Raw genomic sequence first — 24,768 nt, forward strand, 5'->3', positions numbered from 1 at the left:
TGGCTTAGCAATAAAAGGCTGGTGATGATTTTATCATTGCTGGTGTTGTTCCTGCTTTTTTGGTTTTGCCTGCCCAAAAGGTTATTTAATAGCCCTACGTCGTACATTATTGATGATGATAAAGGGCAATTGCTGGGGGCGGCTATTGCTCCCGATGGGCAGTGGCGCTTTCCATATGATACTTTGGTGCCCGAGAAGTTTAAGCAATGTATAATCGCGTTTGAAGACAAGCGTTTTGAACATCATCCCGGTGTTGATTTTTTAGCTTTTGGCAGGGCGATCGTGCAAAACATCAGATCAAGACATATTAGCAGCGGTGGCAGTACCCTAACCATGCAGGTCATCAGGATAGCTACCCATCATCACCGTACGTTTTTTAATAAGCTACTGGAAATGGTGATGGCACTAAGGCTGGAAGTGACTTATAGCAAACAAGAGATACTTGCACTTTACGCCAGCAATGCACCCTTCGGCAGTAATGTGGTGGGATTGGATGCCGCGTCGTGGCGATATTTTGGAAGAGATCCTAATCAATTGTCATGGGGAGAGATGGCTGCATTAGCCGTTCTGCCCAACTCGCCTTCACTGGTGCATCCCGGTAAAAACAGGAATATCCTGTTAAAGAAAAGAAATCTATTACTTGATAAACTAAACAAACAAGGTGTTATCGATAAAAACACAGCCTACCTTGCCAAGCTAGAGCCTATGCCCGATAAGCCGTTGCCGTTGCCCATACTTGCCCCGCATTTGTTAGAGCGATTTAAGCAAGATTGCCAAAGCGGCGTTCACGTTGGCCCAACCCGTATCACAACTTCTATTAAAGCAGAATTGCAACAGCAGGTTAGCGATATTATAGAAAGGCATCACCAGGTATTAGCGGCCAATCACATCAACAACATTGCAGCTATTGTTTTGGATGTAGAAACCGGCGCCACGATAGCCTATGTGGGTAATATTTATCACCCGGAAGATACCAGCATGGAAAGTAATGTTGATGTGATTAATGCGCCGCGCAGTCCCGGTAGTACCCTGAAGCCTCTACTATATGCTGCTATGCTGCATGACGGCTATATATTGCCCAATACCTTAATGCCCGACATTCCTACCCAAATAGCGGGTTATCATCCCGAAAACTTCGACCTGGGTTATGATGGCGCGGTACCAGCTTCACGCGCATTGGCCCGTTCGCTTAATGTGCCTACTGTAAAAATGCTGCAAAAGTATAAATACGAACGTTTTTATGATTTTTTGAAGAAGGTGGGTATCACCACCTTAAAACAACCCGCGGATTATTATGGCTTATCACTAATATTAGGCGGTGGTGAAAATACGCTGTGGGAGCTTTCCGGCGCTTACGCGGATATGGCGCGGGTGCTTAATCACTACGATAAATACCGGGGTAAATATGATCCTGCGGATTATCACTCTCCTGTATATGCCAATAAGCCTGTTTCAAAACCACAACTAGAAAACTCAGGCTTGTTAGATGCCGGATCAATTTATTACACCATGCAAGCCATGGAAGAAGTGATGCGGCCCGGCGAAGAAATGTTGTGGCAGCAATTTGGCTCAACACAACGCATTGCCTGGAAAACGGGAACAAGTTTTGGTTTTCGCGATGGCTGGGCTATTGGTATAACACCAAAATATGTAGTTGGGGTATGGGTGGGCAATACATCAGGCGAGGGCCGTTCAGGTTTAACGGGCATCAACACCGCAGCCCCGGCGCTATTTGAGATATTCCGGCTATTACCTGTGACCCGCGACTGGTTTGATATGCCAACCGGCGAAATGGTTAGGATAAGCGTTTGCAGGCAAAGTGGCTACCGTGCAGGTGAGTATTGTACCGATACGGATGAGATGTATGTCCCCAAAGCTGGGTTAAGATCGCCTGTTTGTCCTTATCACCAATTGGTGCATTTAGATAAGACCGGGCAGTGGCAGGTTAACAGTGATTGCGTAGCGCCCGACCAGATAGTAAACCGCAGCTGGTTTGTGTTGCCGCCTGCCATGGAATACTATTACAAAGCAAAGAATTATCAATATCATAGTTTACCGCCATTTAGGGCTGATTGCGCTTCAACGGATAAGATACAACCTATGGAACTCATCTACCCCAAAGAAGGTGCTAAAATTTATATACCGCTGGAAGCTGATGGCAAGCGCGGCCGGATGATATGCAATGCCGCGCACCGCCAGGCCGGGATGAAGATATTTTGGCACCTGGATGATCAGTATATCGGTGTTACAAAAGACTATCATCAGATAGCCTTAAACCCATCTCAGGGCGTGCATACTCTTACTTTGGTGGATTCAGAAGGCAATACGATAAAAACAACATTCGAGGTGTTGAACAAAAAGTAAATAGCTGTTAAGCTTAATCCACTATATATCATTTGATAAAATGGATATAGTAAGGATTGTTTTTTCGCTTTTTTATGCTGATTGGGCCATTTTTATGGTGCGGTGAAAACACCTATTGTGAAAACACCGACGATAGACTGAATGCTTTTCTTCCAGTAAGCTTCATTATGATCTCCGGGCTGGATGATATAAGTGACCGGAATTTTCAAACTGTCACAAACTTGTTTAAGCTTTAAAGTCATCGGTAACAGAATGTCTTCTAATCCGCTCACCAAAGTGCATATCTGGAAATCGGTTCTATAATTTCCGTTGATTTTGAGGTGGTGCTTCACCTTTTTTCGGTAGTTCAATGGCTACGGTACCAAATTGTTCTGAAAGTGATCTATGCATTGAACTTTCTAATACTACTCCTAAATTAGGGAAGGCCCAAATAGCCACATAATAATTAAGCGACGCTCCATAACCATTTTGTATTGTATAGGGCTTTACAACTGCATTATTTCCATACTTTTTTTTCAGTGCCGCAAATATATTATCGGCATCACCAGCATATATCGTAAAGGTAACAGCCGTCAATTTAGAATCTTCAATAGATGCATTAAATGAGCCTAAAGGGCACATCTCCTTTGAGGGAGCGTCTTGCGGTGCAAATCGAACGTTGATAATTCCATTTGTAACTGCAGGTAACGGATTTAATTGGTCACTTTTTTTTACTTTATAATTATCTATGTCTAAACGTTCAAAACAGGTGGTGCTAACGGGAGTTCCTAATCCTGATACATATTGATAGCCTTTAATGTGTGTAATGCTTAAAACTCCATAATTACCTACTCTTTTCGATTCAACAATCTTACAAGGGCATTCCGGTATGGGTATTTTTTTACCCAATTTATATCCAAATACAGTCATGTCTGGTTGAGAAGTTTGTGCAAGGCTAAGCAACGGGTTAGCAGATAACAAAATGAGGGCTAAAATTATTCTGTTCATATTTTATTAAAAATTAGAGATTTAACAATTAACTTTTAAGCTGTAAAAATCAGGGTCTCAATATAAAAACAAGTACCAGCAGGCGGTATTAAAAGCATATCTTCTTTGTTGCACTTAAAGCTATAATTGTTGATTTTCCGGGATGCTTGTTTTCCCGACGGTACATCAACCTGAAAAAATATTCTTAAAACAGCTTCAGGAAACCTATATGATTGTTTAAAGTTATGTTTACCTTAACAATAACTGTAGAAATAATGTTTTCTTAATTTATGTTTTTGGAAATTCCATGGCAATTGATCTGGCATCTAACAGTAGATAGCATCTATCACCTAATTAAATTCTAACTTTATCTTCTAAACATTAACGCAATGACTAAAAAAAGATTAAATCTTTTATTCTTGCTCCTTATTTTGCAAAGTTGCACTCATGCTCAAACCTTCGACAAAGCCAAGTTAGACAGTTTTTTTGTCGCGCTGAACACGCATGGCCAAAACATGGGTAGTATTGCTATAACATCCAATGGTGTGGTCGTATACCAAAACGCCATCGGTTACAGTCAGGTAAACGATGGGTTAAAAACACCAGCGACAATTAAGACTGAATACCGGATAGGCTCTATCAGTAAGATGTTTACAGCGGTTATGATCTTTCAACTGATTGATGAAGGTAAGCTTAGCTTTGAAACACCATTGGCTACTTATTTTCCACAACTCCCTAATGCTGGAAATATCACCATAGGAGAAATGCTTGATCACCGCAGTGGCCTTCATAACTTTACGAGTGACTCGCTTTATACCACATATATGGCTACCCCTAAATCAGAAGCTGAAATGACTGCCATTTTTGCCAGGCAGAAACCCGATTTTGAACCGGATGCAAAGGCCGAATACAGCAATACCAATTTTGTGTTGCTGGGTTATATTATTGAAAAATTAACCGGTAAAACCTATGCCGAAGAATTGAAAAATCGCGTCACTTCCCGAATTGGCTTGGCAGATACTTATTATGGTACTAAAACCAATACAGCCAAAAACGAAGCACACTCCTACAAATATGCAGGGCAATGGACGCAAATGCCAGAAACGGATATGAGTATTCCGGGTGGGGCTGGCGCTATTGTATCCACACCGACGGACTTGGTTAAATTTATAAATGCGCTTTTTGCAGGAAAACTCATTAACCGTGCTAGTTTAGAGCTTATGAAAACGATGAAGGATAACTATGGTATGGCCATGATCACGATTCCGTTTTATGACAAAAAAGGTTATGGGCACAGCGGGGGCATCGACGGGTTCTCCAGTTGGCTTATTTATTTCCCGCAAGAGAAGCTAGCGATAGCTTATACTGCTAACGGGGTGCGATATTCAACTACTGATATAATCACAGGTGCGTTAAGCATCTATTTTAATAAGCCGTTTACAATTCCTGAATTTAAAACAATTACCCTAAGCACGGCTGATCTCGATAAATATGTCGGTAAATATTCCAGTACCCAAATACCTTTAAAAATTGCTATTACTAAAAATAATACAGCGCTGTTTGCGCAAGCCACTGGTCAGATGGCATTTCCGCTGGAAGCCAAAGGAGGTGATAAATTCACTTATGCCAACATTACCGTACAATTCGACCCAGCCAAAAATAGTTTCTCTTTAAATCAGGGGGGAGTTACCTATCTTTTTACTAAAGCCAACTAATGGGATCAAATTGCAAATTCGAAATTGATAGTTGAAAAAAACTGCTTTTTCATGCTGATCAGGCCATTTTTATGATGCGGTGAAAACACCATAGGTGTTCGGAAGTTTACATTGTCGTTTTAATTCCCTCTTTTTTGCTTGCAAAAGAGAGGGTGGTCGAGCGAAGCAAAGACCGGGTGAGTTGAGTATACGAGCGACATTGGCGCAAATAACTGGCGAACAGTCGACTCACCCCGAATGCGCTGCGCTGTTCGACCCTCTCTCCGGTAAGAGGGTAAAGAATTATTCCCCATTAACTAAGTTACATTGTCCCCACCCCATGGCCGGAATCACACAAGGCCGGTGCTTCCTTTTTTATTCTTCTGAACATCTGCGGTGAAAACACCGACCACAGGCTGAAAGGTGATATTCCAAAAGATCTGGTATCAGAACATAAAAACGAATACTTTTTAGGCGGCTATATCAGAACTATGAATATCTTCCATTGACAGTGGTAGCAGGTTTTTTGTTTTGAAATAGGTAACGGTTACTACCGTCAGCGTGACGCATCCGCCGAAAATTACAGCCGGTACCAGGCCCAAAATACTTGCTGCCGTGCCTGATTCAAAGTCACCGAGTTCATTTGATGAACCGATAAACATTGAACTTACTGCCGATACCCTGCCCCTCATTTGGTCGGGAGTGAGTAACTGCATTATACTGCCACGGATAATCACGCTTATGCTATCGAATGAACCTTGAGCAAACAGGAAAAATAAAGTAAGGTAAAAATTTCGCGAAAGCCCGAAGGAAATAATAGAGATACCAAAACCTGTAACAGCGATCAATAAATTACGCCACGACCTGTTCATTGGTGAATACTTTGACATAATCAGCATGGTTACTATCGATCCGGTAGAGAATACTGCACGCATAATACCCAGTCCTTCGGGGCCCACTTTTAGCAATGTATTGGCAAAAGCCGGTAATAAAGCAACTACGCCGCCAAAAAATACCGAGAACAGATCAAGGCTCATGGCACCCAGCATCATCTTGGTTTTAAATACGAACCTTACACCTTCACCAAGGCTGAACCAAATGTTTTCCTTCGGTTTGAATACTGCCGGATATTCCTTCATGAAATAAACAAGTATCAGTGCAACCGCCACAAAAAACAAGATCACGTAAAACGCTGCTGTTATACCGGCAAAGCCATACACCAGGCCGCCGGTTGCCGGGCCTAATATGTAGGCTAAGCGCTTGGTGGAGGTGGTCCAGGTAGTGCCGTTAGGATAAAGTTCCTTTGGGATACTGTGGGCATACACGGTAAAGGTTGCCGGGCCAAAAAACGCACGCGCCACGCCGTTGCAAAATATCATGCCATCTATAATTGGCACTATCCAGCCTGCATGTAGATAAGGGCCTATGCTTTTTAGCGTAACCGTATACATAATAGCTGACGATAAAATTACACCGCTATAGATCCACAACAACATCTTTCTTTTTTCAGATTTGTCTGCAATATAGCCACCATATAAAGCAATCCCTACAGCAGGAATGGCTTCGCTTAGGCCAAGCATGCCTAATGCAAAAACACTTTTAGTTAACTGGTAAATGTAAAAACCGATAACAATGGTTTGCATTTGGTAAGCGAACGTAAAAAAGAAGTTCATGGCAATGTATGAACGGAAATCTTTAAAACGTAGCGATGCAAAAGGATCATGTTTGATATGTTGAGTGGTTACGCTATCCATACAACAAACGTAAATCTTAAGCTGTGGCTAACAAAGCGAAAAAAAGTTACTTAGGGTGCCAAAAATTCCTCCTGGAAAGCCCCGCTCCGCATATGTTTCCTTAATTTAAGAAAAGGAAAGTTCTTACGGGTAATGAAATAAACCGAAATGGGGATAAGAACTTCGCTGCATTGGATTTTTACATATTCTTTATTCCAATTGCTGTTACGGTAATAAAAATCAGATATAAACTGTAATGCATCCTGTGTTTTGCACAGATGGTCCGTCAATTCATCATTCTTTCCTGTTTGTTTGGTATTTTGAAGCTGGATGTGATTTTCAAATAGAAATTGTTCTACATAAAATCTTGTTGACGATCCTTTCTCCCGTAGGCAAATCGGATACGTTATGTCCTTTAATGATACTGTGGCGGACGCCAGCGGATGTTTGTGGTAGGCGTATAAGGATATATTGTCATTATAAATCAATTCCTTATCCACATGATCGGGTACTATTCCCGATACGATGCCGCAATCCAGTTCGCCTTTCTCAACAAGATTCAATATTTCAGCTGAGTTATTGGTTACCACGTCATATTCCAATTTCGGGAATGAGCGCTCAAAGAACTCCAGCAACTTGTTCATAATGATTTTCGAGTGTGAGCCTCCCGAACCTATTTGCAAAGCTGCTGTACTATTGTGCCCATTTAAAACGGATAGTTGCTCAGCGAAGTTGGTGCCTGCCTGCAGAATATCAGTTGCAAGGCCAGCCAATTGATTCGCTTGAGGGGTAACTTTAATGCTATTTCCTGTCGACTGAACTAATTGAAGGTTCCACTCAGCTTCGAGGCTTTTAATGATTTTGCTGACCGCTGAAGGAGTGATATATAGATTTTTTGATGCAATGCGATAACTGTTCGTTTTGCAAACTTCCGATAATACTTTGATCTTAAATAAGTTCAGAATTTTGTCGGGCATAGCGTTTAATTTTGCCTGTGATTTGATTAAATAATCATGCTAATATATGATAATCAAAAATAAATCATTTGGTGTTATCCATCCCGCATTATTCCGGTTTGCGGGTTTGCGTAACAAAGCCGGGCGCGGTATAATCCTTTGGTAAATAGTCTGGCGGGATAGTAGTTGCATTACCGTCCCTTAGCGCTTTATAATGCGGCGACATTATCTCGACACCAGCTTTATTGAAATGATCCTGGATATTGGCATGCAACGCCGAGTAAATGGCCGCCTGCCGGTTGGGTTCTTTGGTAAATGCATTGATACGGTAACTCACGTAATAATCGTCAAGGCTGGTTTGGTATACGTAGGGCAGTGGTTCTTTTTCAACCATTGGCGTATCCAGCGCGGCATCTATCAGCAATTGATGTACCTGTCTCCACGGTGCGTCATAGCCAATGGTTACCGTGGTATGGATAATCAAGCCTTTGTCGGGCGCATCGCTGCTGTAGTTGATGGTATGGTTACTGATAACCGTTGAATTCGGTATGGAAATAATCTCATTTTGAACCGTACGAATACGGGTAACAAGCATTGTTTTTTCAATAATGTCACCTGTCACTTCACCTATTTTTACACGGTCGCCCAGTTTAAAGGCGCGTGTATAAGTCATAACTACGCCCGAAACGATATTTCCCAAAGCGCCTGCCGAACCAAAGGTAAATAAGACCCCAACGAAAACCGAAACCCCTTTAAATACGGCCGAATCTGAACCCGGCAGATAGGGAAAGATGACGATCAGCATAAAGGCAAGGATCAACACGCGTACGATCTGGTAAGTAGGGCTTGCCCAATCCGGGTAAAACCCTGGAATGGTTAGTGAGCCTTTTGCTACTTCATCCCTTATGTAACGGATAAAACGTAGGATGTACCTGAAAATAACGAATAAAACCAGAATGGTGATCAGGTTAGGAATATAATCCCAAATAGAAACTGCTATACTCTTTAAAGGGCTGGTGATGTAACCTATTAAGAGGTCTGAAAGGTCGTGTGTGAAAGGGAATATCCCGAACAGTACGGGTAAGGCAAGGTAAACGATCAGGATGATGAGGAACCATTTAACGATCCTGAATATAAAATCGAGCAGATAAACCTGTCTATCGGCATTGAGCAATTCGTAATCGCTGATCTTTATACCCGATGTAAACCAACGTTGTTTGCCCCTTATCCTGTTCAGCAACCATTTTAATGAACGGTTAACCCCGTAGATAAGCAGGATTACAACAACAATAACAAATAATGCCAGTAATGACTCCTTTAATAAAGTTTGCCAACGGGTCTCTTCCCGGTGCTGCAATACTGCTGCCCCGATACTTGATTTCAGTTTTATGGCGAGCGACTGCCTGTCGGTGTTTTGCCATAACGCGTCGGGTTCTGATACAGCCATTAGCAGTTGATCCTTAAAAACTATATCAGTAGTCGTTTCATTGTCGACTATTTTTAGCGAGTCGGGCCTGAAGTTATAGTCGCTGCTTAATTTTTCAATACGCCCGGCGATGGCCTCTGCCCGCTCCTGTGCGGTAAAACTTCCCTGCCTGGTATAAAGTGAAAACAATGTGTCTCTGAACGGCACAACCGGAAACCCCTTCACAAACTTCCGGAGCGAATCGATCTGGTGTTTTTGCTGTACTAGCCGGAGTGAGTCTTTTTCCTTAATGGCGTTAACCTCTTTTAACAGGTCCAGCCTTTTTAGGTTATCGGCACTGCTTAGTTGTGCTACCTGTTTCTCCAGTTGCTGTCTCTTTAATGAATCGGACAAACGATCTGCTGAAAGCTTTTGGATATTCAACAGCTGGTTGTTCAGTGCTATATTGTGGGTAGAGTCATTCTTGTGGTTACTGGTGTCTTGCTGCGCGAGAAGTTCTTGCTGTCCCGCTATAACTAAACAGATAACCAGGTAAATAAGTTTTTTCATCGCTAAAAAGGTAACAGGTTTTTAATATCACTAAGATACCATTAAATGTTATCCGCGAAAACGAAGGTGGGTTTAATATTATTTAGCCTGTGGTTGGTGTTTTACGATCGGTCTTCGGAAAAGTAGAAAAAGGTGCCATGCTAAGCGTAGTCCAAGTATGCGAGGCGGGCCTCTGCGCCAACCCTTCGCGAGCCTCAGGGCGACACCACACGCCATTTCTAAGTATTATCTCCGTTTAATTAAATACCTGATGGTCTAGTGGTAGGCTGAAGGAAAATATGCTTCCTTTGCCAACTTCACTTATTGTGGAAAATGTGCCGTTATGTTTTTTGATAATCTCAGATGCGATGTATAAGCCAAGCCCGACCCCCTGAAAATTCATAGCTACTTTGCTCACGCGGTAAAAGCGCTGGAATAATTGATCGATATCTTCTCTCGCGATACCAATTCCAAAATCCTCTACATTTACTACAAGGTTGTTCGCTTCAATCTTGGCCCTTACAATAACCTGTCTCGCATCCGGCGAATATTTAATAGCATTGTTCAGTAAGTTGATCAATACCTGCTCTATCCTGAATTGATCGCCTGTATAAAACAAGTCAATGGAATTTTCGAGTAAGATGTCGTGCTTGGGTGCCGTTAATTGAACATTAACAATGCTGTTCGTAAGGGCATCCGAAAAATGGAAAGCTGCAATATTCAGGTCGATTTGTCCCGAATTAATTTTGGTTACATCTAACAGATCTTCTATCAGTTTTTCCAGGCGTTTAATGCTATTATTAGCGTTTGCAATAAAAGGATAAATATTATCCGCCTTATTTATCCTTTGGGTCAGCAGCTGGTTAATAGCTTTTATATTAGTTAATGGTGTTTTAAATTCATGGCTAACCATGTTGAAAAATTCATCCTTTTTAGCTTCGGCAGCAGCACGCCTTTCCTTTTCCTGTTTCTGAACCAATACTTCCCGGTTAGCAATGAGCAGTTCTGCGGCACGTTTCCCCCGTTCTTCATCCTGAAAATCCAGCTCCTTAAGCGCGTTGATCAGTTCCTCGGCACGCTTTTCCTTTTCACTGTCCTGAAAATTCAACTCAATATTGGCAATAATTAATTCGGCTGCACGTTTTCCCTTTTCTTTTGCCTGGAAAAGCAGTTCCTTATTGGCGATAATCAGCTCGTTTGCCCGCTTTTCCTTTTCTTCATTCTGAAAAAGCAATTCTTTATTGGCGATGATTAGCTCGGCGGCACGTTTTTCCTTCTCCTGATTTTGAAAGATCAGTTCAGTATTAGCTAAAATGAGCTCCGCGGCGCGCGCTTCACGCTCACGGTTTTGTACATCCAGCTGGCTATAAGCAATAACCAGCTCGGCAGCACGCTTTTCCTTTTCTGCATTTTGAAACCGTAACTCTTTATTGGCGATGATCAGCTCTGCGGCCCGCATTGCTTTCTCTTCAATTTGAAAATCAAGCGCCTTATTAACGATGACCAATTCCATAGCGAGTTTCAGCTTTTCTTCATTTTGAAGATCCATCTCGACGTTGGCTAGGATGAGTTCTGCCGCACGCTTTCCTTTTTCCTTGTTCTGAAGATCAAGTTCGCTATTAGCCTGTTCCAGCGCCGCGGCAAGATTAATCTTGTCCTGATTGGCAATGGTTAACAGCTCTGCTAAATTATTGGTTTCCATAAATAGGAGATGAGCAAATAATATTGAGTAATTAATACAGGAGGCCAATTTGACCAGGGCATTCTTTTAGCACGCAAACCACTTCACACAAGCTTTCGCGCCCATAATTTTGGTAATCTATGCATTAAAAGCCGTATATCGTTTATTATTCTTTTAGATACGTCTTTTTCAGCTATTGGTATATAGTATAACAAAGTATAAATAGACCTATTATGTTTTAAGCTTCCTGATTAAAACGACTTTTACAGAAAAAAGATTATAACTTCTATTTAAACGACATCTTAAGTAAAGAGGGATTTTTACCTCTTTACGGCTTGCCGGAGAGAGGGGCGAACAGCGTAGTGCGTTCGGGGTGAGCCAACTATGCGCCGGGCATTTGCGCCAATGTCGCTCGTATAATTACTCACCCGGTCTTTGCTTCGCTCGACCATCCTCTCTTTTGCAGGCAAAAAAGAGGATGAAAAAATCGGCTTGAGGGCGGTGTTTTCACCGTACCACTCTAAATTATTTCTCCGCGCTAATCTGCGATACAAATTGCTCAGGCGTTTCATTCGGGAAACCGTCCCAGTCTTTTAAAACTTTTCCGTTTTCATCAACCAATAAGGTATAAGGGAATTTACCGTCAGGGTTATATTTGTCGGCAAGTGACTCATTAAGCTTTACCTGATCTTTGCTCAATTGGTTTTTCTTTTGCCTCGGAAAATCGGCACGCACTAAAACCAGGTGGTCCGACGCGTAGCTTTCAAATGTTGATGATTCTAATATTTCTTTTCGTAAACGGATGCAAGGGCCGCACCAGTCCGATCCTGAAAAATTGATCAATATTAACTTATGCTCCTGCGAAGCCTCTTTTTGAGCCGCGCTAAAATCTCCCGACCAGGTAACCCCGGTCATCAAAAACATTGCTATAAATACTGTTAGTAATTTCATGATTTTGTATTTTATTTAAAGCCTAAGCTTACCGACACCACGTTTGATACCAGGTCAGTAGTTTGGGTGTAATGCCCGTATCTAATCTCCATTTCGTGTAAACCTTGTATTCCAAATACACCATTAGGTGGCGCTAGTCTAAAACCTATGCCGTAAAAACTGCTTTCAAATTTCGCGTACTCATAATTGCTGGTAAAATATTGGTCGGTTGGGCTATGCTCTTCATAAGGCGCGAAATATTTACTTGCCGATTGATTATAAAACCTGTAAAAAGGTGATATTGAAAAGAACGGTGTAACCTTATATGGCACCTCGAGGCCTGCCGTATTTGATCGTATGCCCCAGTTATCAATATAATAACGGTAATAGGTACGAATGATGATATTATCACCCAGAAAATAATTCAGCCTGGCCCCAATAGGCAGCTTAAATCGCGAAGAAGGTAACCGCTCAATAGTGTCTTTTCCGTTGTTAAAGTACACCCGGTGAAAGGGCAGGCTTAAAAAACCATTTTGCGTAACTACATCGGCTAAAAGCATAACTTGTAAGCGCGAGTTGATCATTTGTGAGTAGGAGAACGATGCAGCAAGCGTTGTACGGGGGCTGCTGCCGTAATTATGATGGCTCCTACCATCGCCAGAACCAGTTCCATTTCCATTGTAATCAGTTGTTGATGCCGGTTCAAACTCCGACGGATAAATAAGTGTAACCTTGTCAAAATAACCTTGAAGTTTGGCGCTGAATTCGCCATTTTTATCTGTTGTTTTTTGCGAGAAATGCAAATCAGCACCTAAGGATTGGTAATTAAATTCGCCTGAATAATAAGCTCCTACACCAAATGTATTTCCCTTTTTTGCGTTTTCAACTGTCCAGTCTAATGATGGATATATCCTTGTGCCGGTAGGAGATGATGCACCGGTTTTAGATACAAAAGCCTGTGATGCCGCGGTATGATAATCAAACCCGAGGCCTACCTCTAAGGTATTTTTATTATTCGATTTGTTGAGCCAAACCAAGTTTAAGGTAAGGCTATTGGCAACATCGGTAACCTTTTCTGTGCCGATACCACCCGTAATTGCTGAGTGATCGCCGTTTTGATTATAGTAGCTGGTTACAAAATCCACCTCATCTATATGTATCTTTCTTAACTTGTAATCACCGGTATCAGTAACTGCAGGGGTTGATATAGTAAAAGGTGCCTTGTTGTCGGCCAGGCTGTTATTGCCAACCTGGGCCACCGCGTTTAAACGGCAGAGTATTGAAAATCCAACTATGGATAAATATATTTTTTTCATGTTTTTATTTATCCTGATTAGTTACATCCACAACCGCCACCCGTTTTCCCCGCGTTAGCGCCTGATGCCGCTTCGCGATAGGATTCAAAGTTCAACTCATTCTTTTCAACCTTCCGGTTACCCAGCACCATTTCCGAATCATTGAGCCTGTTTTTCTGATATTCCTTTAAATGCACGCACGATGTAGCCGTTATTATCAGCGCTACGCATGCTGCTCCGTTTATCAATCGTTTTATCATAATAGGGGCTATTTAATGTCTATGTTTTTTGAGGTATAAAGCTTATCATCGTCATCAATAATAATAGCTTCAATGTTTTTCATTTGATTGATCAGATCAAGACCGGCGTTTATACCCATAATGGTTACTGGTGTTGCCATGGCATCGGCAAGCTCGGCGTTGGTAGTAATTATGGTTACGCTTTTAATGCCCCTTATCGGCAAGCCCGTATACGGATCAATCGTGTGCGAGTATTTCTTGCCATCAATCATTACAAATTTTTCATAATTACCTGATGTTGCCGCGGCCATATCGCTAATATTCATGTATGAAAATGCTTCGTGAGCTGCATTTGGGTTGGCTATGGCTATGGTCCATTGTTTGCCATCAGGCCGTAACCCCCAGGTTGTTAAATCTCCTGATGCATTAACCACACCGCTTTCTACTCCCTGTAGTTTCATTATTTGTTTGGCACGCTCGGCGGCGTAGCCCTTACCTATGCCCCCAAAGCCAATACGCATACCTTTTTCGCGTAAATACACGGTGCATTTATCATCATCGAGTTCGATGTTTTTGTAGTTTATCAGCCTCACCATCTTTTTAGCTGTTTCTTTATCCGGTAATTGGGTCATCTGCTGGTCGAAGTTCCATAAACGTTTATCTATCGAACCATAACTAATATCAAATGCGCCCTGGGTTAAAGCCGATATCCTGAGCGAGCGTTGTATCAGGTTAAACGTTTCCCGACTAACTTCAACAGGTTTTATGCCTGCATTTAAGTTTACCCGATTGGTTTCGCTATCATCGCTAAAGGTGGTAAGCAGTTTTTCAATGCGTTGTATCTCGGCAACCCCAGCATCAATTTTTTCATTTGCCCACTGCTCATCATCAGCAACTACGCTTAGTTCAAAGCGGTTGCCCATTAATTTACAAGCTCTTTTAAAAACGTCTTTAATTCCTATCATTCAAACAAACCTGATGAGCCAAAATCATTCTTTCTGCAAGAAAACGTATAGATGAATGGCCTTTTTTCCACCCAACCCAATGTCTGATACCTTAACGCAATGTTAACTTAACATTCTGTAGCTAGCATGAAATTTCGCCATTTAACATAAGTTTAACATAATGGATGTCTCTGTCTACGAATCTGTACCGCCGTTTATCATATCAGATACAATGCCCTGGCTATCTTTCCGCTCAGCCAGTAAAACGCCGACCACATGAACAATAATAAACGCGAGTATCAGATACATGGTAAAAGCGTGTATCTGCCTAAAAGCATGAATTGATTTAAGCAAAGGCACATCATCTTCAAAAGCCAGGCACAAACCTGTTAGCGCCATTGTTATCAGCATCAGGTAAAAAACAGCATAAATGGTTTTAATCCAAAACTCGTGTTTGGCAAGCTCACGGTGTTTTTTCGTGGTTTGATATTGATGATAGGCGCTTTTTAGTTTACGAATAAACTTCTGATCGGCTAATTGGAAAAACTCCACCAGCAGCCTGAAAAGTAACAGCGCGGCTAAGGTATAGCCAAAGTAAGTATGTATCATCCAAACTTTATTGCTCAGCTCATGCGCTACCGACCGTGCCTGTCCATCGGTTACCGTTATCCCCGAGTGAGCTAAATTGGCTTTAATAGCTACAGCGTTCTTTTTTGTTTTTAACAGGGTTGAATTTAAAAGCACTGTTAATAATGATCCGGTTATAACAATAGCGTTAAGCCAATGCCACAAGCGTAAAGACGGTGAATGTTTTTTTATTTCCTGCGGATGTTGAACGTCCCGGCGTTTTGGTTCAATGATTGTCATAAATTAGATGTATTCTGTATGTAATTTTTTAAGATCCGGCGCTTCCCAGCCATAAGCCAACGGCAAAAACAATTCCGCCGCCCACAATAACTTGTAATATGGTGGAGTACAAAGGTGTTTTCATGAATTTGTAACGTATAAAAGCTATTGCAAGCAGCTCACATATAACCACTATGTATGCAAAGTGCAATGCCCGGTGTAAATCAGGTATAAGGAAAGGCAGTGTATGTAACATTCCGCCCAATGCGGTGGCAAATGCCGTAATTGCACCACGCGTTATCGGGCTGCCGCGGCCGGTAACTTTACCATCATCAGATAGCGCTTCGGCCAGGCCCATGCTGATACCCGCGCCCAACGAAGCCGCTAACCCTACATAAAAAGCTTTTATAGGTTGCCCGGTTAAACCGGCAGTTGCAAAAATAGGGGCAAGGGTTGATACTGAGCCATCCATTAAGCCAAGCAAACCGGGTTGAATCTTTTGAATGACAAATTTAGCGTCTGATTTTTCAGTCATGGAAATAGGAGAGGGGGGTTAATATCAACACCAACTGTTAAACTTAAAGATAGACCTAAAGTTTGTAGGAAAACTGAAGTGTAAAAAAATAATATACCACTCCGGTTTTGCGAAAATGCCATTTGGTGACTGCTAAAAGGATTTTTAATCATAGATTAAAAATAAAGTAGAAAATAAATTTAAAAATATGTGTACGTACACGCATAATTATTTTATATATTTGATTTAAAGGTATTTTAGATTGTAAATCAATGTATAAGTATTTTAACTGACCTGAACTTTCTTGCGTACCCGAACACATTATTCACCATTTTTATTTACCAAACTCTTTTCTTATGAAAAAATTATCCTTGTTTTTGGTGTCTGCAGCACTGCTTGCCGGTTGCAACAAATCTGTTGTGAAACCAACCTCACCAGCCCTTGGTTCAACCGGGAATGTAAAAAGTTCTCTTACCGGGCCCGGTACTAATTATTACGTTAATACTTCAACCGGGAGTGATTCAAATACGGGTCTTTCCACATCCGTACCGTTAAAAACTATCCAGGCGGCTTTAAACAAAACCACCGCGGGTGCAGCTGCAACTATTAATGTATTACCGGGCACTTATTATGAACGAATAACGTTCCCAAATTCAGGGGCATCATCTGCTGCGCCAATAACTGTAGTTAACGATGGCGGCACTGTTATTATAGATGGAAGTACAACCAATACCGGCAGCAACGCCAATATGATAACTGTAGCAAGCAAAAGCTACATTAGCATTAATGGTATCACCATTCAAAATAATATTATGGCGTATGCTAATGGTATTGCTGTTACAGGATCGGGTACTAATGTGGACATAAGCAACTGTACCGTAGATAATGTAGGCTGGACAACCAGTTTGACAGCTGTTCCATCATCATCAAACAATGCGCATGCAATTTTTGTGGAAGGTACGGGTGCAACAGGTGCATTAGCTTATAACAATGTATATGTTGGCTACAATACTATTTACGATTGCGCCACCGGTTACAGTGAGGCCTTGACCATGGCGGGTAATGTGAGCAATTTTTTAATAGAGCACAATGTTGTGCATGATATTCCAAATATTGGGATTGATATGTCGGGCCATTACAGCTATACCGGCGCACCTGATAGCGTAAATTATGCAAGGGGCGGAAACGTAAATTATAATACCGTATACAACTGCGTATCGCAAGTTGCAACCTCAGGTGGTATTTATGTAGATGGCGGCTCGTATATTAATATACAAGGTAATACCAGCTATGCTAATGGCGCGGGTATTACCGTAGGCTGCGAAAACAACGGTTACACCGCTACTGAAATTAATGTGCGTGATAACTTTATCTACAATAACGTAACCGCCGGTATTATATACGGTTCAAACCAGGCAAGCAGTAAGGTTACTTATTCAACGTTATCCGGCAATACATTTTATGATAACTTTTCACAAGGTGGTTACGGTGGCGAGGTGGAGTACCAAAATACCGATCACTTAAATGTGTTTGATAACATTATCCAGTCGCGCAGCAATGTGGTGGTTATCGCTTTATCAGGCTATACTTCAACAAACCTGACCATGGATTATGATGACTATTATACCCTGAGCGCATCATCAGGCACCATCACATTTGACTTTGGCACAGCAGGTGGCTGGTATTCATTCGCGAATTTCCAGGCCCAAACAGTGATTCCCAATGCAGAAGCACATGGTCTTTACAACATTCCGGGTTTTGTAACCGCCAGCTTACCAACGCCAAATCTACACTTAAGTAGTACATCAGTTTGTATAAATGCAGGGTTGCCAGGTTATGTAGCAGCAACAGGCGAACTTGATATTGACGGACAAGCACGCGTTCAAAATTCAAGGGTTGATATTGGTGCCGATGAAACATCGTACTAAAACAACACCCTTCTGATCCTACATCTATGATTAAAGCCTTGCTATTAATTTAGCAAGGCTTTTTTAATGAAGAATAGCACAAATATGTAACCTATTTAGAAATATGATCGGCCACCTTTTTTACTTTATCCTTAGAAACGCCGGTTTTCCCGCTGATAAATCTTGATACCAGGTTTTTAAATTCATCTTTCAATTTATGCGATATGGAGTTACGTACTTCGTTACCGCTTTCAGTTAAATATAAATAGGCAAGCGCACCTGCGCCTGCAGCCGTTACTACTGAAGCTACAGCAATAAGGCCCGTGTTGTTCTGTTTTACAAATGGATTTTTCATATCAGTTTAACAAGCTATTTTTATTAAGGTTTAAATTTTAAGTAAATAAGCTTATTATTCTCATGCTACAGCAGCGTCCTGTTTGTAGGATCGTGCAATAATTTTCGCCCTCTTTCCGGCTTGCCGGAGAGAGGGTCGAACAGCGCAGCGCATTCGGGGTGAGTCAACTGTGCGCCAAGCGTTTGCGCCAATGGCGCTCGTATAATTACTCACCCGGTCTTTGCTTCGCTCGACCGCCCTCTCTATCGCTGCGCGACAAAGAGGGTAAAAGCATTAAAAAATATTCCATAATTGCACTTATTGCAAACGAGCGCAATTATGGTATTTAAAACAGTTGGATAATACTATCTTAGTGAAATAATGTATGAATCTCGCTGTTCGAAGTCTCTGACTTCGAACCAATAAGACTGTAGTTTGCAACTACAGTATCACCCCATCATACGCCTAAAAGTCAAATTCACCCTCGGCAAAATAATCTTCTTGCTTTTTGGCAACGAATGCAGCCAATTGGTTTGTGTTGCACCCTTCATAATAAGCAGACTGCCGTTTTCCAACAATACGGAGTGGCTCTCCTTAGTTACCCGATGTTTCAGGCTGAACTTTCGCTCCGCGCCAAAACTTAATGAAGCAATAGCCGAATCTTTCCCGAGCGATTTTTCATCATCGCTATGCCAGGCCATGCCCTCGTTGCCATCATGATACAAGTTAAGCAGGCAGGAGTTGAATGATTCGCCGGTTAGTTGTTCTGTTAGCTTTTTAAGTTCCAGTAATTCCGGTGTCCAGCTTAACGCTTGCTTGGTAGTGCCCGAATATTTGTAGGAGTAACCATCATCGCCATACCAGGCCACTTTTCGTTTAGTAATGATGTGCCTGCCGAAGATGATCGCCTCATCATTTTTCCATTCAATAGTATCGAGCAAATTTTTGAGATACGCGTCTGCTTCATGCTTATTCATCACTTTACCATAATAGTTTACGATGCCATCGTTGTTAATTATCTCCATAGCACAAAAGTAGAACAGTAATCCTTGTGTAAAAACCCGGTTCTTGCGGTAAAATTGGCTTTAAGTTAAATTATTAAGTTTAATCTTTGCCGAAACATTGTAAGGCCAATAGCCTTAGGTATTTATAACATGAAACAAAGAATCCCCCTTATTATACTCATTTGGCTTATAGCCGACGTTTATTTTTTTCACGCAGTTAAAATTATGACTGATAATTCAGCCATTGCCACCTGGATTTACTGGATGATAGATGTATTGCTGATTGGCGGCATCATGCTCTTTATGTTTATACGCAGCATAGGCCGCAACCCTGCGATTATATCCATATTGATGGCAGGGTTGCTACTATCGGCTGTACCGAAAATTTTGGCACTCCCGGTTTTACTGGTCGAGGATATTGCCCGCCTGTTCCTCAACTTCCCGCCAAGGCAGTTTTGGGTGAGCGCGCTGGCTGCCGTTGTCGCAGCAATCCCGTTCTTTAGTTTGTTGTATGGGATGATCGGCGGGCGACACAATTACAAAGTGCACAGGATTACCTTGCCATTCACTGATCTGCCGGAGGCTTTCGATGGCTTTACTATAACACAGTTATCGGATATTCATTCTGGTAGCTTCAGCAGCAAAAAAGGCGTCGAAAAAGGTATTAGCCTGGTAAACGCCCAAAACAGCGACCTCTTGCTGTTCACCGGCGACTTGGTGAATAACCTGGCTTCAGAAATGGATCCCTGGATAGAATCTTTCGCTAAACTGAAAGCCAAAGTGGGCAAATACTCGGTATTAGGCAACCACGACTATGGTAGCTATTCCAAGTGGCCTTCAAAAAAGGATGAAGCAGATAACCTCGCCCGCCTTAAAGAGGTTCATAAAGAGATTGGCTTTAAATTATTGCTTAACCAATCCGTAAATATTGAAAAAGGTGGTGAGAAAATCGCTTTGATAGGAGTGGAGAACTGGGGTAAAGGCGGTTTCCAAAAATACGGCGATCTGACTAAAGCTACCGCCAATCTGGATGACAGCGAGTTCAAGATCCTGATGTCGCACGACCCATCGCACTGGGAAGCAAAAACTTTAGAGCATGAAAAGCATATCAATTTGGCGCTTGCGGGGCACACACATGGCATGCAGTTTGGTATCGAACTGTTTGGTTTTAAATGGAGCCCCGTGAAATATGTTTATGAGCAATGGGCAGGCCTGTATAAACGCGGCGAAAAATATTTGTATGTTAACCGTGGCTTTGGTTTCATCGGCTTTAAGGGTAGGGTAGGTATCTGGCCCGAGATTACGGTGATCACCCTGAAAAGTATTTAATAATACTGATGATTTTTGTTTATGAAACATCGTAAACATTTTTAACTTTGTGGCATAATACTACTATACAGCATATGAAAAAAGCAGGCTTATCTATAATGGTAATAACAGCAATTGCCATGATCGTGTTTACTATCATGTTTTATCACCCTATAACTGATAATGCAGTTGATTCAGGAGGTTTTTGGGCATATATGTATGGTGCTGTATCTGTGCCATGGCCTACTTATAGCGCAGGTGTAGTATTTTTAATGGGTCTTACCCTTTATATGTCATCATGGGAGCAAAAAGCTCGCCGTTATAACTAATCGTCTACCGGTTCAAATTAAAACAATATAAAGAATTTTAAATGCTGCACATTGTGCGGCATTTTTTATTTTATGCTATTTTATAGCTGTCTTTTTAGGGATAAGCTTCAGTAACAATCTGCAAACAATAGCTGTTAATTTGGCTTATATACTTACATTTAGTTGTTTACGGCCGGTTCATAAATCATTCTTAGCAGCAAGGCAACCGACATGTGCTATAAAAACGTACTTATATAAAAAAATATATGCCTTCTATAACCGCAGTCTCTAAAATTGAACTACCCTATAAAATATCTCAGCAGGAAGTAAAAGAACAAGCCCAGCTAATGTTCTCAGCTAACTTCCCCCAAACCAACAGGCTGATATTCGCTTTTGATAATACCGAGATCAAAACCCGTAATTTTTGCAAACCGCTTTCCTATTACACCAGTACAACTACATTTGAGGAGCGTAACCTGGAATATATCAATACCGCATTAGAGTATTCGGTACAGGCAGTGGAGGATGTAATTAAAAAGGCAGGCATCACTAAAGATGATATTACCGACATTATATTCCTCTCAACCAGCGGACTTGCAACGCCAAGTTTGGATGCACTCATCATCAACAAAATGAGACTTAACCCCAACATCCGCCGTATGCCGATATGGGGCTTGGGCTGTGCGGGTGGCGTATCGGGCATGGCAAAGGCCAATGCTTTAGCGCAAGCAAACCCTGATGCGGTTGTACTTTTAGTAGCGGTTGAGCTTTGCTCATTAACACTCATCAAAAGCGATTACAGTAAAAGTAATTTCATAGGGTCGAGCTTGTTTTCGGATGGTATAGCGGCTTGTATTATCAAAGGCGATAATCACGGTATTGATAAAGCGGTAACTTATTTTGATGCCAGCAGCAAACTGTATTATGATTCGCTGGATGTAATGGGCTGGGAGTTTCAGGATACGGGCTTTAAGGTTCTATTTTCTAAAGATATTCCAACCTTTATTAATGAGCATGTTTTGGAAGATATCACCCTCTTCCTGCAAAAACATGATCTGCAATTAAGTGACATCAAGAATTTTATCTTTCATCCCGGAGGCAAAAAAGTATTGGATGCTTATGCCGATGCTTTGCCTATTGACGGCGATTTTTTAAAGAAAACCCGCGAAGTGATGAACGATAACGGCAATATGTCGAGCGTTACGGTGCTATATGTACTGGAAAAATTCATGGAGCAGGGATTTGAAGACGGTTACGGATTAATGATGGCCATGGGCCCAGGTTTTTCGAGCGAGATGGTTTTATTAAAGATGAAGAATAAATAACATGTATTTCATCATCTTCATTCTATTCGTCATTATCCAGCGTTTATCAGAGCTGTACATCGCCAGAAGCAACGAAAAATGGCTGCGCTCTCAGGGCGCAGTAGAGTACGGTAAAGAGCATTACCCGTTCATTGTAGCGCTGCATACTTTGTTTATCATTTCCATTATTGTAGAATACACACTGCGTGGCAATACGCCTATTGATTTTGTATTCCTGATACTATTCGCGCTATTACTGTTGTTCAAGTTCTGGGCGTTATCCTCATTAGGTAGATACTGGAATACCAAAATATTCCGCGTGCCCGGCGCTGGTCCGGTTAAAAAAGGACCGTATAAGTTATTTAAGCATCCTAATTATTTTATTGTAGTATGTGAGATAGCTATTATCCCGATGGTATTCCATTTGTATTATACCGCTATTGTCTTTACGGTATTAAATGCGATAATGCTTACGGTAAGAATCAGTGTTGAAAATAAAGTTTGGGCTAAATAAAAAAGTCCGGTTTCTAACCGGACTTTTTTTAACCTTGTCATTCTGAACGGAGTGAAGAATCTATCGATAGGCTCACCGCATGGTTATTAGCGGATAGATTCTTCGTTCCTCAGAATGACAAAAGGAATATTAAGGCTTGGTTCTAAAATCAAGCCTCTTTTTAACCTTGTCATTCTGAACGGAGTGAAGAATCTATCGATAGGCTCACCGCATGGTTATTAGCGGATAGATTCTTCGTTCCTCGGAATGACAAAAGGAATATTACTTCAATGCGCTTTTATAAAATACTTCCGCATCGGTCTTAAGCTTCTCATCGGTTTCTTTACTTACATAAACCATGTGGCCAGCTTTGTAATAGTTAACAATGATATTGCCACGCAAATCAGGACGTAACCCCATGTGATTAATCACATATTCCGCATTGAAAAGCGGGGTGGCCAAATCATAATAACCGCAAATCATGTTCACTTTTAAGTGCGGATTTTGTGTCATGGCGCTACGCAGCGTTTCTGATACATCAAGGTAAGCGTTCTCTGTATTTTTGTAGTTCCATGGCCATACGTTGGTTATTGCCTCGTATGGAATGTCGTTGCGGTAGTTTAAATCTTTACGCACATAAGCGTTAAATGCGCCAACAAATAAACCATTTAGGTTGGCATCACTTGGGTCGTATGATGGGTTTTCACCCGCGTCATCAATATCTTCACCACTAAAGCGACTATCGTAACGGCCTACAATCTTGCCTTCATCACGTAATACTTCCTTGAAAAAGCGGGAATCGGTAATCCTTTCATTAGTTTTCCTGATATAATCTTTAGGTATGCCTGTAAAGTAATTCAGGGAGTCAATCACCAAATTAGTCAAATCAGCAGGAACCTGATCGCCTAAACTCAAAAATCTTGCGTACGTGCCATTGGCAAATATTTCCGATTTTTTAGTAAGCTCGGCAGGGGTAAGGCTTTCCAGTTCAGGTGTTAATTTATGATAATACGAGGCCGTGTTAGCATAAGTTGGTAAAAAGTAAATGTATGGCATATCGTTACCATTCTTAAAATCAATCAGCTGGAAATTCAATACCGAAGATATTAAGGTGATACCATTTAAATAGATGTTATAACGATCAGCTAAATAACCCGAAAGGCCAGCGGCGCGGGTTGTACCATAGCTTTCACCGGCGATAAACTTAGGGCTTGCCCAACGTTCATCCTTGGTGATATATAGCCTGATGAAATCTCCAACAGATGCCAGATCCTCGTTATAACCATGAAACTGATTAACATCAACACCCTTATAAGCGCGGCTATAACCGGTTGATATCGGGTCGATAAATACTAAATCCGTAAAAGCAAGCCAGGTATTTGGGTTTTCGCCATATTCGTAAGGTGCTCCGGGAGCATCGCCTTTATCATTGGCAAACTTTACCCTAACCGGCGATATACCGCCCATATGCAGCCATATGGATGCCGAGCCTGGTCCGCCATTAAATACAAATGTTACGGGGCGTTTCTCTTTGGTTTGCCCGCTGTTGGTTGCGGTATAGGCTACGTAAAATATTTTGGCTAGCAGTTTGTTATCATCCTTATCGTGCATCGGCATATAGCCCGCTGTGGCTTTGTAGGTGATGGTTTTGCCATCAACCGTAACCTGGTGATAGGTAACTACGGGTTTACCGGGTATGGTATCCCTTTTTTCAATGGTGGAGTCCTTTACAGTTACCTGTATGCTGCGTTTATTTTGCGCTTGGGTAAATAACGATGCAGCTAAAACTAATGTTAAAGTTGTACTGATAAATTTCATGAAGAGGCTTTAAAATGAATAGCCCAAAATAAGGTTTTATTCTGAATTAAAACAGGGGGATTATTTTAGCTTCTGGTTGGTGTTTTCACCGCACCAGCCCTACGTAATAAGCAAGTAAATAATAAGTGGTGCGGTGAAAACACCACCACAAGCTGAAGACGCTTAGTTTTGGTTTT

Annotated in this window: 22 protein-coding genes; 8 read left to right on the forward strand and 14 right to left on the reverse strand. The window is 41.6% G+C overall.

Translation table 11 applies throughout. The features are described from left to right. Positions 1-24 precede the first annotated feature (24 nt). Complete coding sequence (gene pbpC, locus GSQ74_RS03925) at positions 25-2,364, forward strand: penicillin-binding protein 1C (RefSeq protein ID WP_254060807.1); 2,340 nt, start codon at positions 25-27, stop codon at positions 2,362-2,364. Positions 2,365-2,661: 297 nt separating this feature from the next. Here the strand turns inward: pbpC and GSQ74_RS03930 are convergent, their stop codons facing one another. Then, the gene (locus GSQ74_RS03930; protein WP_158990282.1) at positions 2,662-3,351 is read right to left on the reverse strand and encodes a hypothetical protein; all 690 of its coding nucleotides are present in this window, start codon (positions 3,349-3,351) and stop codon (positions 2,662-2,664) included. Between the two features lie 368 nt (positions 3,352-3,719). Here GSQ74_RS03930 and GSQ74_RS03935 point away from each other — a divergent pair, with 368 nt between their 5' ends. After that, positions 3,720-5,045, forward strand: a complete 1,326-nt coding sequence (locus GSQ74_RS03935) for a serine hydrolase (protein WP_158990284.1) — start codon at positions 3,720-3,722, stop codon at positions 5,043-5,045. A 449-nt stretch (positions 5,046-5,494) separates the two neighbouring features. Here the strand turns inward: GSQ74_RS03935 and GSQ74_RS03940 are convergent, their stop codons facing one another. The 10 genes from GSQ74_RS03940 to GSQ74_RS03985 form a co-directional block, all read right to left on the reverse strand. Continuing rightward, positions 5,495-6,778 (reverse strand): MFS transporter, encoded by a 1,284-nt coding sequence (locus GSQ74_RS03940; RefSeq protein WP_158990286.1) that lies wholly within the window; start codon positions 6,776-6,778, stop codon positions 5,495-5,497. Positions 6,779-6,828: 50 nt separating this feature from the next. Next, a complete protein-coding gene (locus GSQ74_RS03945; protein WP_158990288.1) occupies positions 6,829-7,734 on the reverse strand; it encodes a LysR family transcriptional regulator in 906 nt (301 codons plus the stop codon). Between the two features lie 88 nt (positions 7,735-7,822). Continuing rightward, positions 7,823-9,688 (reverse strand): mechanosensitive ion channel family protein, encoded by a 1,866-nt coding sequence (locus GSQ74_RS03950; protein ID WP_158990290.1) that lies wholly within the window; start codon positions 9,686-9,688, stop codon positions 7,823-7,825. Positions 9,689-9,923: 235 nt separating this feature from the next. Further along, entirely contained in the window at positions 9,924-11,369 is a 1,446-nt protein-coding gene (locus GSQ74_RS03955) for a cell wall metabolism sensor histidine kinase WalK (RefSeq protein WP_158990292.1), read from the reverse strand. A 504-nt stretch (positions 11,370-11,873) separates the two neighbouring features. After that, entirely contained in the window at positions 11,874-12,299 is a 426-nt protein-coding gene (locus GSQ74_RS03960; RefSeq protein WP_158990294.1) for a thioredoxin family protein, read from the reverse strand. An 11-nt stretch (positions 12,300-12,310) separates the two neighbouring features. Continuing rightward, complete coding sequence (locus GSQ74_RS03965; protein ID WP_158990296.1) at positions 12,311-13,594, reverse strand: DUF3570 domain-containing protein; 1,284 nt, start codon at positions 13,592-13,594, stop codon at positions 12,311-12,313. Positions 13,595-13,611: 17 nt separating this feature from the next. After that, entirely contained in the window at positions 13,612-13,833 is a 222-nt protein-coding gene (locus GSQ74_RS03970; RefSeq protein WP_158990298.1) for a DUF4266 domain-containing protein, read from the reverse strand. 8 nt (positions 13,834-13,841) lie between these two features. Continuing rightward, complete coding sequence (locus GSQ74_RS03975) at positions 13,842-14,777, reverse strand: FAD:protein FMN transferase (RefSeq protein WP_158990300.1); 936 nt, start codon at positions 14,775-14,777, stop codon at positions 13,842-13,844. Positions 14,778-14,951: 174 nt separating this feature from the next. Continuing rightward, positions 14,952-15,623: a cytochrome b/b6 domain-containing protein gene (locus tag GSQ74_RS03980; protein ID WP_158990302.1), complete on the reverse strand. Its 672-nt coding sequence runs from the start codon at positions 15,621-15,623 to the stop codon at positions 14,952-14,954. Positions 15,624-15,651: 28 nt separating this feature from the next. Beyond that, entirely contained in the window at positions 15,652-16,137 is a 486-nt protein-coding gene (locus GSQ74_RS03985; RefSeq protein WP_158990304.1) for a VIT family protein, read from the reverse strand. 335 nt (positions 16,138-16,472) lie between these two features. On the opposite strand from GSQ74_RS03985, the gene GSQ74_RS03990 reads away from it, so the two are divergent. After that, on the forward strand, positions 16,473-18,044 hold the full coding sequence (locus GSQ74_RS03990) for a choice-of-anchor Q domain-containing protein (RefSeq protein ID WP_158990306.1): 1,572 nt from the start codon (positions 16,473-16,475) through the stop codon (positions 18,042-18,044). Between the two features lie 91 nt (positions 18,045-18,135). Here the strand turns inward: GSQ74_RS03990 and GSQ74_RS03995 are convergent, their stop codons facing one another. Further along, complete coding sequence (locus GSQ74_RS03995) at positions 18,136-18,378, reverse strand: hypothetical protein (protein ID WP_158990308.1); 243 nt, start codon at positions 18,376-18,378, stop codon at positions 18,136-18,138. Positions 18,379-18,806: 428 nt separating this feature from the next. Beyond that, positions 18,807-19,382 carry an alpha-ketoglutarate-dependent dioxygenase AlkB gene (locus GSQ74_RS04000; RefSeq protein WP_158990310.1) on the reverse strand — a complete coding sequence of 192 codons (576 nt, stop codon included), beginning with the start codon at positions 19,380-19,382 and terminating at the stop codon, positions 18,807-18,809. Positions 19,383-19,586: 204 nt separating this feature from the next. Between GSQ74_RS04000 and GSQ74_RS04005 the strand changes: the two genes are divergently transcribed. The 5 genes from GSQ74_RS04005 to GSQ74_RS04020 all read left to right on the forward strand — a co-directional run bounded on the left by GSQ74_RS04005 (position 19,587) and on the right by GSQ74_RS04020 (position 22,795). Further along, positions 19,587-20,690 (forward strand): metallophosphoesterase, encoded by a 1,104-nt coding sequence (locus GSQ74_RS04005; RefSeq protein WP_254060808.1) that lies wholly within the window; start codon positions 19,587-19,589, stop codon positions 20,688-20,690. Positions 20,691-20,764: 74 nt separating this feature from the next. Further along, on the forward strand, positions 20,765-20,998 hold the full coding sequence (locus GSQ74_RS04010) for a hypothetical protein (protein ID WP_158990314.1): 234 nt from the start codon (positions 20,765-20,767) through the stop codon (positions 20,996-20,998). 34 nt (positions 20,999-21,032) lie between these two features. Continuing rightward, complete coding sequence (locus GSQ74_RS22965; RefSeq protein WP_174236917.1) at positions 21,033-21,269, forward strand: VanZ family protein; 237 nt, start codon at positions 21,033-21,035, stop codon at positions 21,267-21,269. Then, positions 21,244-22,302, forward strand: a complete 1,059-nt coding sequence (locus tag GSQ74_RS04015) for a type III polyketide synthase (RefSeq protein WP_158990316.1) — start codon at positions 21,244-21,246, stop codon at positions 22,300-22,302. Before GSQ74_RS22965 ends, GSQ74_RS04015 begins: the two co-directional genes overlap by 26 nt. 1 nt (position 22,303) lies before the next feature. Further along, positions 22,304-22,795 carry an isoprenylcysteine carboxyl methyltransferase family protein gene (locus GSQ74_RS04020; protein WP_158990318.1) on the forward strand — a complete coding sequence of 164 codons (492 nt, stop codon included), beginning with the start codon at positions 22,304-22,306 and terminating at the stop codon, positions 22,793-22,795. A gap of 261 nt (positions 22,796-23,056) precedes the next feature. Here GSQ74_RS04020 and GSQ74_RS04025 read toward each other — a convergent pair whose 3' ends face one another. Continuing rightward, positions 23,057-24,592 (reverse strand): S10 family peptidase, encoded by a 1,536-nt coding sequence (locus tag GSQ74_RS04025; RefSeq protein ID WP_158990320.1) that lies wholly within the window; start codon positions 24,590-24,592, stop codon positions 23,057-23,059. Between the last annotated feature and the right edge of the window lie 176 nt (positions 24,593-24,768).

Source organism: Mucilaginibacter sp. L196 (genome assembly GCF_009765905.1).
GTDB lineage: Bacteria > Bacteroidota > Bacteroidia > Sphingobacteriales > Sphingobacteriaceae > Mucilaginibacter.

Excerpts from the sequence above, each read along its gene's own strand:
- pbpC (WP_254060807.1), top strand. The coding sequence starts at position 25 with ATGATTTTATCATTGCTGGTGTTGTTCCTGCTTTTTTGGTTTTGCCTG.
- GSQ74_RS03930 (WP_158990282.1), bottom strand. The coding sequence starts at position 3,351 with ATGAACAGAATAATTTTAGCCCTCATTTTGTTATCTGCTAACCCGTTG.
- GSQ74_RS03935 (WP_158990284.1), top strand. The coding sequence starts at position 3,720 with ATGACTAAAAAAAGATTAAATCTTTTATTCTTGCTCCTTATTTTGCAA.
- GSQ74_RS03940 (WP_158990286.1), bottom strand. The coding sequence starts at position 6,778 with ATGGATAGCGTAACCACTCAACATATCAAACATGATCCTTTTGCATCG.
- GSQ74_RS03945 (WP_158990288.1), bottom strand. The coding sequence starts at position 7,734 with ATGCCCGACAAAATTCTGAACTTATTTAAGATCAAAGTATTATCGGAA.
- GSQ74_RS03950 (WP_158990290.1), bottom strand. The coding sequence starts at position 9,688 with ATGAAAAAACTTATTTACCTGGTTATCTGTTTAGTTATAGCGGGACAG.
- GSQ74_RS03955 (WP_158990292.1), bottom strand. The coding sequence starts at position 11,369 with ATGGAAACCAATAATTTAGCAGAGCTGTTAACCATTGCCAATCAGGAC.
- GSQ74_RS03960 (WP_158990294.1), bottom strand. The coding sequence starts at position 12,299 with ATGAAATTACTAACAGTATTTATAGCAATGTTTTTGATGACCGGGGTT.
- GSQ74_RS03965 (WP_158990296.1), bottom strand. The coding sequence starts at position 13,594 with ATGAAAAAAATATATTTATCCATAGTTGGATTTTCAATACTCTGCCGT.
- GSQ74_RS03970 (WP_158990298.1), bottom strand. The coding sequence starts at position 13,833 with ATGATAAAACGATTGATAAACGGAGCAGCATGCGTAGCGCTGATAATA.
- GSQ74_RS03975 (WP_158990300.1), bottom strand. The coding sequence starts at position 14,777 with ATGATAGGAATTAAAGACGTTTTTAAAAGAGCTTGTAAATTAATGGGC.
- GSQ74_RS03980 (WP_158990302.1), bottom strand. The coding sequence starts at position 15,623 with ATGACAATCATTGAACCAAAACGCCGGGACGTTCAACATCCGCAGGAA.
- GSQ74_RS03985 (WP_158990304.1), bottom strand. The coding sequence starts at position 16,137 with ATGACTGAAAAATCAGACGCTAAATTTGTCATTCAAAAGATTCAACCC.
- GSQ74_RS03990 (WP_158990306.1), top strand. The coding sequence starts at position 16,473 with ATGAAAAAATTATCCTTGTTTTTGGTGTCTGCAGCACTGCTTGCCGGT.
- GSQ74_RS03995 (WP_158990308.1), bottom strand. The coding sequence starts at position 18,378 with ATGAAAAATCCATTTGTAAAACAGAACAACACGGGCCTTATTGCTGTA.
- GSQ74_RS04000 (WP_158990310.1), bottom strand. The coding sequence starts at position 19,382 with ATGGAGATAATTAACAACGATGGCATCGTAAACTATTATGGTAAAGTG.
- GSQ74_RS04005 (WP_254060808.1), top strand. The coding sequence starts at position 19,587 with ATGACTGATAATTCAGCCATTGCCACCTGGATTTACTGGATGATAGAT.
- GSQ74_RS04010 (WP_158990314.1), top strand. The coding sequence starts at position 20,765 with ATGAAAAAAGCAGGCTTATCTATAATGGTAATAACAGCAATTGCCATG.
- GSQ74_RS04015 (WP_158990316.1), top strand. The coding sequence starts at position 21,244 with ATGCCTTCTATAACCGCAGTCTCTAAAATTGAACTACCCTATAAAATA.
- GSQ74_RS04020 (WP_158990318.1), top strand. The coding sequence starts at position 22,304 with ATGTATTTCATCATCTTCATTCTATTCGTCATTATCCAGCGTTTATCA.
- GSQ74_RS04025 (WP_158990320.1), bottom strand. The coding sequence starts at position 24,592 with ATGAAATTTATCAGTACAACTTTAACATTAGTTTTAGCTGCATCGTTA.